Genomic DNA, 12,521 nt, shown 5'->3' with positions numbered 1-12,521 from the left:
CCGAGGATGATCTCACGGTGATCTTCCTGCAAGGGCTCATCAACTTCAACGCGGCGGAGACCATCTTGCATCAGCTCACCGAATGCGAATTTGGTGAGGGCACGGTGGTGCTGGAGCTATCCCATATCACCGGATCCAACCGGATGGGCCGGCGCATGCTGAAGGAAGGCCTCCGGCGCATCCGCGAGGCTGGTTTCGATATCGCCATCGTGGATCCGGACGGCGAATTGGAGGACCGTACCATGGCGGACGGCACTAAGGTGCCCAAGGGTGAGCCGGAAGATTACGCAATCGCCGAGGAGGTAGTTTAGGTTTGGTTCACCTTACTTGGTTAAGCTAGGATAAGCTCGCACTTATCCTCAATTCGAGGAATCCGACTAACCAAGGACTCAAGATGGCATATAGATTCCCCAAGGTAATGGCCGTGGTGGCGGCCTCCGCCACCGCACTTGTAGGCTGCAGCACCGCCGAAGAAACAACCAACAACGGCGGCGGCAGCGACGATGCTGCCCTGTCCTTCACCGACCTCGCGGGCCGCGACGTAGAACTCGACAAGACCCCCGAGCGTGTCCTGTTAGGCGAGGGCCGCTCCATCTTCGCCACCGGCATCCTCAATACCGAGGATCCTCTGGATAAGGTCGTAGGCATCGGATCCGATCTGAAGAAGAACGTGCCGGACTACTACAACGTCTTGGAAGAAAAGCTGCCCAAGGTCAATGAATTGCCGGAAATCGGCGGGTTCACCAAGGGCGATGTCACCGTGGAAAACCTGGTGAGCTTGGATCCAGACCTCATCGTGTTGTCCAAGGACCAGTACGACGCCTCGCAAGAGGCAGGCCTGACAGAGAAGATGGATCAGGCAGGCCTCAAGTACGCCGTGACCGATTTCCGCGCCAAGCCGCTGGAAAACACCACCAAGTCCATGGATATTTTCGGTGAGATCTTCGGTAAAGAAGAGCGCGCCAAGGAATTCAACAAAGAGTGGCAAGAAACCGTGGACCTGGTCAAGGAGCGTGCGGACAAGGTAAAGGACAAGCCCAAGACCTTCGTTTGGCGCGCGGCCGGTGTCTCGGACTGCTGTGGCTCGTGGAATGACTCCAATATCTCGCAGCTGGTCAACGTCGCCGGCGGCGAAAACGTGGCCGACGGCATCATCCCAGGCGAATCCGGTGCCCTGACCCCAGAAAAGGTCCTCGAGACTGACCCAGACATGGTGATTGCCACCGGCGGCGATTGGTCCGAAATGAAAGACGATGAGGGCAACCCCGTGGGCTACGCCGCGGTGGGCTATGGCATCGGTGAAGATGAGGCGGAGTCGAGCGTTACCAAGCTGCCGAGCCACCAGCCCGGTTTTGAGAACCTGCGCGCGGTCAAGGAACACAAACTGCACAGCATGTGGCACCAGTTCTACAACTCGCCGTTCAACTACCTGGCGCTGCTGCAGATCGCGGAATGGATCAACCCGGAGGCGTATGAGGATATGGACATCGACAAGCAGTGGATGCAAGCGCAAGAAAAGTACTCGCCGGTTGCTGGCGAGGGAACCTTCTTTAGCACGAATTAATGGTGAGCGCGGAGGTAGCTGCCCTTACGCAGCAACACAAGAAGCTCACCTGGCAGCGCATCAGCATCGTCGCGGGCCTGTGCCTCATTGCGGCGGTGGCGTTTGTGGTCAGCAACTTCGTCGGCGCCATCGACATCAGCCCCGGCGAGGTCATCAGGGGCATCGTGAATCCCTCGAGCCTGGATGACCAGACGCATACGGTGCTGTGGAAGCTGCGCTTGCCGATGGCCGTCATGGCCCTGCTTATCGGCGTCAGCCTGTCGCTGGCCGGCGCGGAGATGCAGACCATCTTGAATAACCCGCTGGCGGAGCCGTTTACCCTCGGCATTTCCGCCGCGGCGGCCTTTGGCGGTGCTAGTTCCATCGTGCTGAAGTGGCAGCTTTTAGCCCAGCCGCAGTTCAACCTGGCGCTGGTGGCGTGGCTGTCCGCGGCGGTGGCGACGGCGATCATCGTCGTGGCGGCCATTATCCGGGGTGCAAAAGCGGAGACCATGGTGCTGCTGGGCATTGGTTTGGTCTTTTTCTTCCAGGCCATGCTCGCGCTTATCCAGTACCAGTCTTCGGCCGAGGCGCTCCAGCAGATCGTCTTTTGGTCCATGGGGTCGCTCACGCGCGCGAACTGGGCCGCCAACGGCGTGCTGGCGGGTGTGCTGCTGGTTGCCCTGCCCATTTTGTGGGCGCTGTCGTGGCGGCTTACGGCCTTGCGGCTTGGCGATGCCCGCGCTGCCGCCATGGGCATTAATACCGCGCGGCTACGCGTGGTGGTGCTCATCGTGGTCTCCCTCGTGGCGGCAACGACGGTGGCCTTCGCCGGCATCATCGGCTTTATCGGCCTCGTGGGCCCGCACATCGCTCGTATGCTGGTGGGCGAGGACCAGCGCTATTTCGTGCCCGCCTCCATGGCCGCCGGTGCAGCCGTGATGTGCGCGGCGCACGCGGCGAGTCTGATGATTAAGCCGGGTCTGGCCATTCCGATTGGCATCGTGACCTCGCTTTTGGGCGTGCCGTTCTTTATCGCCATCGTGATGGCTCGAAGGAGGGCGCTGTGGACGTAGAACTTACCCTGCGCGGTATAAGCGCAGCCTACGGCAAGCACACCGTGCTCGAAGCGGTAGACGTGGATACGCTGCAAGGCGGTCAACTGGTCGGCCTCTTAGGTCCCAACGCGTCCGGTAAAACCACGCTGATCAAGTCCCTTGCCGGCGTGCACCGCGGGTACAAGGGCGAGGTGGATTTCCTGGTGGAAGGAGAAAGCCCGCGGGGCAAGCGCCGCCGCCAGCTGATTGGCTACGTCCCGCAGGATTTGCCCAGCACCGCGGCGCTGCGGGCGTTTGAAACGGTGCTGATCGCGGCGCGTCGGGAAGCGTGCGAGGACCCTATTACCCGCACCGGCGAGGTGCTGCACGCGATGGGGCTGGACGCCATTGCCTCGCGCTACCTCAACGAGCTATCTGGCGGCCAGCGTCAGCTCGTCGCCGTGGCGCAGATGCTGGTGGGAAATCCCGGCCTGATGCTCTTGGACGAGCCGACGTCCGCGCTCGACCTGCATCGCCAGTTCTTCGTCCTCGAGGAGGTGCGCGAGAAGGCTAGGCGCGAAGGCAGCCTGGGGATGGTGGCCATCCATGACATCAACCTGGCCGCGCGCATGTGTGACCAGCTGGTGGTGCTCAAATCCGGCCGTATTCGTGCCCAGGGCACGCCTGGAGACGTGCTCACGCGCGAACTGGTGGAAAGTGTTTATGGGGTAGAGGCGGACATCGTGGAGCACCGCGGTGTTCCCGTTGTCGCGCCCCAACGCGTGAAATAAGCAAAGGCCGAGCGAGATGCTCGGCCTTTTTGCTAGCCTTGAACTGCTAGCTTTGAAAAAGAAAAAATCGCGAGGTGCTTGCCTCGCGATTTTGCTGTTGTGCGCCATCAGGGAATCGAACCCCGAACCCACTGATTAAGAGTCAGTTGCTCTGCCAATTGAGCTAATGGCGCAGTGTTGACGTCCTGCCGTGTGGCTCTCTGTGCAACGAGTAGAAACTTTAGCACTCCGGTTGAAAAACTGTAAAATCGCCAGCTCATAGTACATTTCTGGGGGAATATAACAGTTTGGATAATGGTGCGCTTGTTTCTGGTATTTGGGGTGGCAAGGCGATAGTCTGGATTGGTCTTGAAAGAACTACTGTATTTCTAAGGTCTACTTAGTGATTATTTCCCTCCCTAAACCCCGCCGCATTGCTGCTGCGAGCATTGTGTGCATTTCCCTGGTAGCAGCCTCGTGCTCCGTTAATTCCGCCGCTGAAAACCGCTCGGGGGACCAGGAATCTACCTCGAGCTCAGCTGAGCAATCTGAGCAGAAAGAAAAGTCCAAGCTTTCCGCCTCCGTGAAGGATGGGGCAGAAGACGTCGATCCATCCAAGCCTGTCACCGTGGAATCCACCACCGAGCTTAAGAGCGTGACCATGACCAATGAGCTGGGCGTGGAAGTTGAAGAAAAACTCTCTGAGGACGGCAAGAAGTGGACTACGGCCGAGGATCTTGGCTATAACCACACCTATTCCATCGTTGCCTCCGATAAGGACGGCAATAAGAAGAACCTGAGCTTTTCCACCTCCCAGGCGGCGGGCGTCGCCCAGGTGGCGATGACGCCTATCCCCGGCTCTGAGGTGGGTGTGGGCCAGGTTATCGGCGTCAATTTCGGCACCTATATCACCGACCGCAAGGCGGCAGAGGACACGATTACGGTTAAGACCAACCCAGAGGTGGAAGGCGCGTTCTACTGGGTGAATAACCAAGAGGTGCGCTGGCGCCCCAAGGAGTATTGGGAGCCGGGCACCAAGGTTGAGGTTAAGGTCGATCAGTACGGCAAGGACCTCGGTGGCGGCATCTACGGCGGGGAAAATACCGGGACGGATTTCACCATCGGGGATCGCACCGTGACGCTGGTGGATAATGCCACCAAGACCATGAAGGTCTATAAGAACAAGGAGCTCTTGCGCACCATTCCGGTATCGCTCGGTCGCGATTATCAATATGACACCCCGAATGGGCGTTATGTCATTGGCGATCAGCACCAGTCGCTGCTGATGGATTCTGAGACCTTCGGGCTTGCGCACGATGCGGGCGGCTACAGCACCGAGGTGGACTGGGCTACCCAGATGTCCTATTCCGGCATTTACGTGCACTCCGCACCGTGGTCCGTGTGGGCGCAGGGTAATTCCAATACCTCTCACGGCTGCATCAACGTCACGCCAGAGGCCGCGCAGTGGTTCCAGAACACCGTCAAGCGCGGTGATATCGTCCACGTAATCAATACTTATGGTGGGACGCTTAACCCCTTGGACGGCTTGGGCGATTGGAATATGTCCTGGGAGGAATGGTCCAAGGGCAACGCGGACGCTAATCAATAATCCGCAACATTTTTAGGCGCATGGCTACAGTGGTGGCCATGCGCTTTTCTATTTTGGACCGCGGGGCGGCAGGCAGACTCGATGGGGTAGCCGAGCATGCGCAGCATGTGGAGCGGCTGGGTTTTCACAGGTTTTTCCTCGCCGAGCACCACGGGGTGCCGGGCATCCCAGCGGGCCAGCCGGGCATGTTGGCTTCGCACGTGGCGGCGCGCACGCAGCGCATTCGCGTGGGTACCGCAGGAATTATGGTGCTCAACCACCCGCCGTTTCTAGTCGCGGAACAGATTAACCTCTTGGAGGCGCTGTACCCCGGCAGGATCGATATTGGGTTGGGCTCCTCGGTGGGCTTTACGGCGCCAGTGCGCAAGGCGCTGCGCCAGGGCGATCCGCTGGAGCTCAAGCCGCAGTTCGAGAACGAGGTCGAGGCCCTGTTGCGCTACCTGCGCGGAGAGGAGGCGGTGACGGTGCGGCCCGAGTATGCGGGCACGCCCATCTATATCCTCGCCGGCTTCCGGTCGGTCACGGTGGCCGCGCGGCTGGGATTGGGTGTCATCCTGGGCGGGCCCGTAGAAATGCAGGAAAAGGCGGCGCGGCTCTACCGCGAGCATGCGCTTGCCGATGCCCCACCTATCATCTCCTCCCTCAATATCGCCGTGGCCGATACCGCGGACCAAGCGCGGGACCTTTTGCTGCCGGAGTCCTATGCAAAGGTCATGGCCCAGTCCACCGGGGAATTCGCGCCGCTGCGCCCAGCCCGCGAATTGGATCTGGAGGGGCTAACGAGCCAGCAACAGCGCCGCATCGACGAGTCCCTGGGCCACGACGTCTGGGGAACGGCGGAGGAAGTGGGGGAGGAACTAAGGGGCATCGGCAAGCAGCTGGGCGTCGATGAGTTCCTGATTACCGGAGACATGCCGGATCTCGCGGGGAGGGCCCGCTCGGAGGAAATGGTGGTGGAGATATAAAAAATCCCGAGCGCGGGGCTCGGGAGATTGGGGTGGCTGACGGGACTCGAACCCGCGACAACCAGGATCACAACCTGGTGCTCTACCAGCTGAACTACAGCCACCATCGTTGCGCGAAAGCAACGAGATATAGGTTAACTCACGCCGCGCAAATTACAAAAACGCCTGGTAATCGGCGGTTGTTTCGGCCTTGAGTTCCTCGGCTTCGGCGGAGGTTGGGCCTTCGTCGGTGCGAAAGACGCTGCGGCGATAAAAATCCAGCTCGCGAATGGACTCGATGATGTCCTGCAGCGCGCGGTGAGCCATGCCCTTATCGGGCTGGTTGTAGTAGGCGCGCGGGTGCCAGCGCCGGGCGAGCTCCTTGATGGTGGAGACGTCGATCATGCGGTAGTGCAGCGCCTCGTCCAGCCGCGGCATATAGGTGCGGATGAAGGTGCGGTCGGTGGCGATGGAATTGCCGGCCAGGGGCGCGGGGTGCTCGCAGTGCTCGGTGATAAGCGCCAGCACCGCGTCCTCGGCCTCGCGGATGGTCGTGGTGGACTGGCGGATTTCCTTATCGAGGCCGGAGTTTGCGTGCATCTCGGTGACGAAGGAATCCATTTGGGATAGTTCCTCTTCGGTGGCGTGGACGACAAGATCGATGCCTTTGCCAAGGATGTTGAGGTTGCCATCCGTGATGATGGCGGCCACCTCGACGATGACGTGGCGCTCGGGGTCGAGGCCGGTCATTTCCAGGTCGATCCACACGAGGCGATCATATTTTGCGGCGATTTCAGGGGAAGACATGCGTTCCATTCTAACCCCGGCGGGCGGGGCCCTCCGCGCGCCCCGATCTCCACCTCACAAAGCGAAAAGAAAAATTTACCTATCGTTTTACCGACATGGGGAAGTGATTTGCGGCATACTTTCTATATCGTGCTTCACAAGGGAGGTGCGAATGATTAAGGAGTTTCTCGATGGCAAACTTTCTCGATGCCCTCAATTCCATAATTTGGTCGCCCGCCCTCGTGTTTTTGTGCTTGGGTGCGGGTGTTTATTTCACCGTGGTAACGCGGGGCCTGCAGGTCCGGTGCCTCCCGGATATGCTGCGACAAATTTCCAAAGGCGAAAAATCCGATGACGGTGTTTCTTCCTTCCAATCGCTGATGGTCTCGCTATCCGGCCGCGTGGGCGTGGGTAATATCGCCGGCGTGTCCACGGCCATTGCCTTCGGTGGCCCTGGTGCGGTGTTCTGGATGTGGGCGGTGGCCCTCTTGGGCTCGTCCACCTCCTTCATCGAGTGCACCCTGGCGCAGATTTATAAAGAAAAGGACCAGGACACCGGCGAGTACCGCGGTGGCCCGGCCTACTACATCGAAAAGGCATATAAGCACACCAAGGCCGCGCCATTCATGATGGTCTACGGCATCCTCTTTGCCATCGCCATGATTCTGGCGACCAGCTACTTCCTGCCCGGCATCCAGGCGAACGCCGTTGCCGCTGCGGCCGATACCGCGTGGGGCATTAACTCCACCTGGGCCGCGGTTGTCCTGGCCGGCATTTTGGCCGTCATCATTATCGGTGGCGTCAAGCGCATCGCTAACTTCGCCACCCTTGTCGTGCCGTTTATGGCCGTCATCTACATCGGCATATCCATCGTCGTGATGCTCATTAACTACTCGCAGATTCCAGAGGTCTTCGGCCTTATCTTTAAGTCTGCGTTCAACCTCGAGGCTGGGTTCTCAGGCATGCTGGGTGTGGCCATCATGTGGGGCGTTAAGCGCGGTATTTACTCCAACGAGGCCGGCCAGGGTACCGGCCCGCAGTCCGCTGCCGCCGCGGAAGTCTCCCACCCGGCTAAGCAGGGCTTCGTGCAGTCCTTCGCCGTGTACATCGACACCCTCTTCGTCTGCTCCGCAACGGCGTTTATGATCATCTCCACGGATATGTACACGGTCTTCCGTGGCGAATCCGAGGATGGCGAGGTTGTCTACCAAGGCTCGCTTCCCGATGACGTCGCGGTCGGCCCCGGCTTCGTCCAATCCGGCCTCGATAGCGTCTTTGCCGGTTGGGGCCCGACGTTTATCGCCGTGTCCATTGCCTTCTTCGCCTTTACCACCGTGCTGGCGTACTACTACATGTCCGAGGTCAACCTGACCTACTTCAACCGTTGGGTTAAGTCTCGCCCGATTCGCCGCGGCCTGGTGTGGGCGCTGCGCATCCTCATCATCGTTTCGGTCATCGTGGGTGCCACCACGACTCCGGGTTCGGCCTGGGCGCTGGGCGATATCGGCGTCGGCACCACCGCATGGCTAAATATCATCGCCATCCTCTTCCTGCAGGTACCGGCGCTTAAGGTCCTGAAGGACTACGAGAAGCAAAAGAAGGCTGGCAAGGATCCGGAATTCGACCCAGAGGCGGTGGGCATCAAGAATGCGGACTTCTGGGTGGACCGCAAAAATGCTCGCGCGGCGGCACAAGTGGCCGGTAGCCAAGCAGCCGGTAAGAATGCTGAAAGCTAACCCATTTGGGAATAAAAACGCCCGATAAGCGGTGCGATGATCGGGGTGGGCAGTACCTTGCTGACCACGTTCATCGCCTTTGATAAGGGGCCAGGGACCACGCGTCGCTGGCCTTTTTGCATGGCCGCGATGGTCTCTTTGGAGCAGGACTCGTAGGTGGTCCACAGCGCATCGGGCACGACCTTATCCACGATGGTTTGGTCCTCTTCGGCGATGGTGGCCTCGCGCACTGGCCCAGGAGCGAGCAGGGTGCAGCTGATGCCAGAACCCTTGAGCTCATAGTGCAGCGCCTCCGTAAACGCATTCACCCCGGCCTTGGTAAAGACGTAGGTCGCGTTATTGGGGATGGGGATATTGCCGGCCGTCGAGCCCACATTGCAGATAGCGCCAGTGCGTCGCGGGAGCATGTGCTTTAATGCGGCGCGGGTCAGGCGGTGCACGGCGGTGCCGTTCAGGGCGAATTGAGAGGACTCGTAGCCCCAGTCTTGGTCCATGAAGGGGCCGAAGCTGGCGATGCCGGCGGAATTGACCAAGATGGCGATCTCCTTGGAGGAGATAGCGTCAATGACCGCCTCGACCCCCTCATCGGTGGCCAAATCCGCGGGCAAGGCAATGGCCTCGATGTGGTGGCGGCGCTCCAGTTCTGCAGCGATGCCTTCCAGGATTTCGCCGCGCCGGGCAACGAGGATGACGTTATAGCCCATCGCTGCGAAATCGTGGGCCATCGCCTTGCCGATGCCCTGACTAGCGCCCGTAACCAGGGTGTAGGAGGTACGAGATGGTGCCGGAAGTGACATTGTCGAGCCTTTCGAAGGAGCCAGGTACTAAAGACCCTAGCGTAGACAAAAAGCCGGCACGCTGCGAAAAAGTCTCGAGGCATCGTAGCTTTAAGGAACGATGTCTCGAGACTTCAGACGGTGCCCCCAGCAGGACTCGAACCCGCGACACATGGGGTAGAAACCCACTGCTCTAATCCGCTGAGCTATGGGGGCTGGACAGCACACTCATATTAGCCCACGGCCACGGTGATTTCTAAGCCAGGGGGCGGGCGGAATTGTGCGTGCGCAGAATTTCGACCAATTCTTGGGCGGCCGGAGTTAGTTCGCGGTCGGAGCGATACGCCACGATGGCATGGAAGCGCGGAAGGTCCTCTTTGACCGTTAGTTTGGCGATGCCCTGCGGATGCAGCGCGGGGGCGCATCGCGGCATGAAGCTGATGCCAAAGCCGCTGGAAATCATCGGGATGGCAGCGTGCAGCGATGCCACGTCTTGAATGTGATCCGGCTTGTAGGAGGGGTGGTTCTCCCACAGTTCATCGTAAAGCTCCGCCATGCAGGGAAGCTCGCGGCAGTGGGGAGGAACCAGCCAGGTTTCCTCGCGCATGTCCTGCAAGGAGACAGGGGAGGGAAGGTCTGCCATGCTCTCTGGCACTGCGAGGGTGTAGTCGAATTCGGCGACGTCGTGGATCGTGAGCTCGGGGGAGTAGCGGCGGATGAAGGCTTTGGGGTCGGACGTCGGCAGGAGCGCGAGGTCCACTTGGCCTTCCAACAGTCGCTTGATGGCGGTGGCGGCGGTGGAATCATCCAGGCTGATTCGCGCCGAGGGGTGGATCTCGGTGAGCTCGGAGAGGATGGAAGGGGTAAATTCCCAGTTCAAAATGGGGCACGACGTTAGGGAAACGGTATTGGCGTTATCGCCGGTGATTTCGCTGATGTGGCGCTGGGCATCGGCAAGCAGGGCATCGACCTTGAGGGCTGTGTCATAGACATAATCACCCGCCTCCGTGGTGGTTACGCCCGAACGACCCCGGGACAGCAACTGGGTATTGAGCTCCTTTTCCAATTTGCGGATGGAAAGGCTCAGGGAGGGCTGTGTCATTTCGAGGGCTGCGGCGGCATGGGTGAAGGACCCATTGTCTACAACGGCACGGAAATAAAGAAGTTGACGGGTGTCCATAGATTCTATCATGGCACATCTAGGGAGAAAATATGCGTTCGCTTTGCATTAGGGTGGCCCTATAGAATGCGAGCTATGGTCAATAAGCTGGTCAAAGGCACGCAGTCTGGAACGCAAAAACCCCGTCCTTCCTGGGGGATTTTTATCGCAGCGATGCTTTTTGCTGGGTTGCTTGCCGGATTTATTTCCTTGTTCTTATTGGCGGATTCCTTGGCTGCCTTGGGTATTCCGGACCCTGGGCGGGTTACCACCTTTGGCCTGCCGCTGTTTCGTGGGCTGGCGTGGCTATTGATGGCGCTGTCCGTGGGCTCCTTTTTGGCCTCGTCGTTTCTCATCGCCCCGCGCGGGGAGAACGATTCCCTCATCGGGGCACCGTTATCGGTCGACGGCCATATCGCCGCCCGCACCGGTACGTGGTCGGCCTTCGGCGTTGCGGCCGTGGGGCTGGTAGAAATCCCGATGATCATGTCGGACCTGACCGGCACACCGTTTTTTAAGGTCTTCAACCTGACCATTCTGAAAATGGCATTTACGGAGATTTCCTCCACCATCGTGTGGGGGATTGCGGTGCTCATCGCCCTTACTGTGGGAATTATTGGCAGCCTCAGCCGCACCTGGGCCATGCAGCCGGTCCTGCTTTTGCTGTCCATCCTGCAAGTAGTTCCCATCGGCCTTGAGGGCCACTCCGCGACCGGCGGCGATCACGATTACGGCACGAACTCGCTGCTGTGGCACCTGGTATTTGTGATGCTGTGGGTGGGCGGCCTCATGGCGCTCATCGCGCACGGCCGGCGCTTGGGCCCGAACCTCACCTTCGCGGTCAAACGTTATTCCGCCATCGCTTTCATGGCCATCGTCGTGCTGGCGGTATCCGGCCTAATCAATACGCTCATCCGGATGGATATTTCGGACCTGCCGCAATCGCCTTACGGCATTATCCTGATCACCAAGTTCGTGCTCACCATCCTGCTGGGCATTTTGGGGCTTATCCATCGCGAACTCACCATCCCGCAGTTAGATAAAAACCCGCGGCTCTTTATCCGCATCGCCATCGTGGAGCTCGCGGTCATGGCGGGCACGATTGGCGTAGCCATCACCCTGGGGCGCACCGTGCCGCCGCCACCGCGGGATCCGAACTTGAGCTCGATGCAGATCCTCATGGGCTATAACCTGCATGAGGCACCCACGGTATTCAATATCTGGACGATGTTCCGCTTTGACATCATGTTTGGCACGATTGGCCTGCTCTTGGCCGCGGCATATGGCTACTGCGTTTACCGCGTGCACAAGCGCGGGTTGAGCTGGGACAAGGGGCGCACCGCGTGGTTTATGGTCGGCTCGCTGGGCCTTACGCTTGTCATGTCCACCGGCCTCGGCCTGTACATGCCCGCAATGTATTCCATCCACATGCTGGTGCACATGATTTTGTCCATGACCATTCCGCTGCTCATGGTGCTAGGCGCGCCCGTCACCTTGGTCATGGAGGCCTACGAGCCGGGTCCAAAGGGGCAGCCGAGCCCGCACGATTATGCCTTGGCTCTGACCCAATCTAAGTTCGTGCGGGTCATTACCAATCCCTTCGTGAACTTGGCGCAGTACCTCTTTTTCCTCTACGTGCTCTATCTTTTCCCGAGCCTGTACGAATTCGCCATTTCGGAGCACGCCGGCCACCTCATCATGAACTACGTGTTCCTCATTTCCGGCTACTTCTACTTCTGGGAGGTCATTGGCCCAGATCCCTTGCCTAAGCGCCATTCCACGCCCTTCCGGCTTGGCATGCTTTTCTTGTCGATGCCCTTCCACCTCTTCGCCGGCGTCTACCTGATGCAGCTGCAAACGGTGCTTGGCCTCGACTTCTATCAGTACCTCGAGCTGCCTTGGGATCATGATTTGTTGCAGGATCAGCGCGTGGGCGGGGGCATTGCCTGGGGCTTTGGCCAATTCCCCTTGGTTATTGTCTTTGGCAAGCTCTTCTTGGATTGGCTGCGCGATGACCGCGCGACCGCACGGCGCCACGATGTGCAGGCGGAGGCTGACGATGACGCTGAGCTCGCCCGCTATAACGCGATGCTGGAGGACATGAGCCACGGCGATGAAAGCGGGTTCCGCGGGCACTAATTTATTGCCCACCTGTGGATAA

General features: G+C 59.5%; 11 protein-coding genes and 3 tRNA genes. 8 read left to right on the top strand and 6 right to left on the bottom strand.

Annotated elements, in window-relative coordinates:
• The 4 genes from ABRP87_RS05560 to ABRP87_RS05545 all read left to right on the top strand — a co-directional run.
• On the top strand, nucleotides 1-311 hold a 311-nt coding region (locus ABRP87_RS05560), incomplete at its 5' end, for an STAS domain-containing protein (protein WP_349868000.1).
• An 83-nt stretch (nucleotides 312-394) separates the two neighbouring features.
• Entirely contained in the window at nucleotides 395-1,564 is a 1,170-nt protein-coding gene (locus tag ABRP87_RS05555; RefSeq protein ID WP_349867999.1) for an ABC transporter substrate-binding protein, read from the top strand.
• Nucleotides 1,564-2,619: a FecCD family ABC transporter permease gene (locus ABRP87_RS05550; protein WP_349867998.1), complete on the top strand. Its 1,056-nt coding sequence runs from the start codon at nucleotides 1,564-1,566 to the stop codon at nucleotides 2,617-2,619. The genes ABRP87_RS05555 and ABRP87_RS05550 overlap by 1 nt, the downstream gene beginning before the upstream one ends.
• Entirely contained in the window at nucleotides 2,610-3,371 is a 762-nt protein-coding gene (locus tag ABRP87_RS05545; RefSeq protein ID WP_349867997.1) for an ABC transporter ATP-binding protein, read from the top strand. The genes ABRP87_RS05550 and ABRP87_RS05545 overlap by 10 nt, the downstream gene beginning before the upstream one ends.
• 100 nt (nucleotides 3,372-3,471) lie before the next feature.
• Here ABRP87_RS05545 and ABRP87_RS05540 read toward each other — a convergent pair.
• Nucleotides 3,472-3,544 (bottom strand) — tRNA-Lys (locus ABRP87_RS05540).
• Between the two features lie 209 nt (nucleotides 3,545-3,753).
• On the opposite strand from ABRP87_RS05540, the gene ABRP87_RS05535 reads away from it, so the two are divergent.
• Nucleotides 3,754-4,959, top strand: a complete 1,206-nt coding sequence (locus ABRP87_RS05535) for a L,D-transpeptidase (protein WP_349867996.1) — start codon at nucleotides 3,754-3,756, stop codon at nucleotides 4,957-4,959.
• 20 nt (nucleotides 4,960-4,979) lie between these two features.
• Nucleotides 4,980-5,924: an MsnO8 family LLM class oxidoreductase gene (locus ABRP87_RS05530; RefSeq protein ID WP_502879283.1), complete on the top strand. Its 945-nt coding sequence runs from the start codon at nucleotides 4,980-4,982 to the stop codon at nucleotides 5,922-5,924.
• A gap of 28 nt (nucleotides 5,925-5,952) precedes the next feature.
• On the opposite strand, the gene ABRP87_RS05525 is transcribed toward ABRP87_RS05530, so the two are convergent.
• Nucleotides 5,953-6,028 (bottom strand) — tRNA-His (locus tag ABRP87_RS05525).
• Nucleotides 6,029-6,077: 49 nt separating this feature from the next.
• Complete coding sequence (gene orn / locus ABRP87_RS05520) at nucleotides 6,078-6,719, bottom strand: oligoribonuclease (protein ID WP_349852820.1); 642 nt, start codon at nucleotides 6,717-6,719, stop codon at nucleotides 6,078-6,080.
• Between the two features lie 161 nt (nucleotides 6,720-6,880).
• Here orn and ABRP87_RS05515 point away from each other — a divergent pair, with 161 nt between their 5' ends.
• On the top strand, nucleotides 6,881-8,425 hold the full coding sequence (locus ABRP87_RS05515) for an alanine/glycine:cation symporter family protein (RefSeq protein ID WP_349867994.1): 1,545 nt from the start codon (nucleotides 6,881-6,883) through the stop codon (nucleotides 8,423-8,425).
• Here ABRP87_RS05515 and cmrA read toward each other — a convergent pair.
• The 3 genes from cmrA to ABRP87_RS05500 all read right to left on the bottom strand — a co-directional run bounded on the left by cmrA (nucleotide 8,422) and on the right by ABRP87_RS05500 (nucleotide 10,381).
• A complete protein-coding gene (cmrA, locus tag ABRP87_RS05510) occupies nucleotides 8,422-9,222 on the bottom strand; it encodes a mycolate reductase (protein ID WP_349867993.1) in 801 nt (266 codons plus the stop codon). The two genes, ABRP87_RS05515 and cmrA, sit on opposite strands and share 4 nt — an antisense overlap.
• 121 nt (nucleotides 9,223-9,343) lie before the next feature.
• Nucleotides 9,344-9,417, bottom strand: a tRNA-Arg gene (locus ABRP87_RS05505).
• A 40-nt stretch (nucleotides 9,418-9,457) separates the two neighbouring features.
• A complete protein-coding gene (locus ABRP87_RS05500) occupies nucleotides 9,458-10,381 on the bottom strand; it encodes a LysR family transcriptional regulator (RefSeq protein ID WP_349867992.1) in 924 nt (307 codons plus the stop codon).
• Between the two features lie 66 nt (nucleotides 10,382-10,447).
• Between ABRP87_RS05500 and ABRP87_RS05495 the strand changes: the two genes are divergently transcribed.
• Nucleotides 10,448-12,499 carry a bifunctional copper resistance protein CopD/cytochrome c oxidase assembly protein gene (locus ABRP87_RS05495; protein WP_502879282.1) on the top strand — a complete coding sequence of 684 codons (2,052 nt, stop codon included), beginning with the start codon at nucleotides 10,448-10,450 and terminating at the stop codon, nucleotides 12,497-12,499.
• Nucleotides 12,500-12,521: the final 22 nt, after the last annotated feature.

It is taken from the genome of Corynebacterium sp. KPL2830, from assembly GCF_040225635.1.
GTDB lineage: Bacteria > Actinomycetota > Actinomycetes > Mycobacteriales > Mycobacteriaceae > Corynebacterium.
Note: the sequence above shows the minus strand (reverse complement) of the source record. Positions and strands in the feature narration are given on the sequence as shown.

What these genes read in the sequence shown, in the direction of transcription:
- ABRP87_RS05555 (WP_349867999.1), top strand. Translation starts at nt 395, where the DNA reads ATGGCATATAGATTCCCCAAGGTAATGGCCGTGGTGGCGGCCTCCGCC.
- ABRP87_RS05550 (WP_349867998.1), top strand. Translation starts at nt 1,564, where the DNA reads ATGGTGAGCGCGGAGGTAGCTGCCCTTACGCAGCAACACAAGAAGCTC.
- ABRP87_RS05530 (WP_502879283.1), top strand. Translation starts at nt 4,980, where the DNA reads ATGGCTACAGTGGTGGCCATGCGCTTTTCTATTTTGGACCGCGGGGCG.
- orn (WP_349852820.1), bottom strand. Translation starts at nt 6,719, where the DNA reads ATGGAACGCATGTCTTCCCCTGAAATCGCCGCAAAATATGATCGCCTC.
- ABRP87_RS05515 (WP_349867994.1), top strand. Translation starts at nt 6,881, where the DNA reads ATGGCAAACTTTCTCGATGCCCTCAATTCCATAATTTGGTCGCCCGCC.
- cmrA (WP_349867993.1), bottom strand. Translation starts at nt 9,222, where the DNA reads ATGTCACTTCCGGCACCATCTCGTACCTCCTACACCCTGGTTACGGGC.
- ABRP87_RS05500 (WP_349867992.1), bottom strand. Translation starts at nt 10,381, where the DNA reads ATGGACACCCGTCAACTTCTTTATTTCCGTGCCGTTGTAGACAATGGG.
- ABRP87_RS05495 (WP_502879282.1), top strand. Translation starts at nt 10,448, where the DNA reads ATGCGAGCTATGGTCAATAAGCTGGTCAAAGGCACGCAGTCTGGAACG.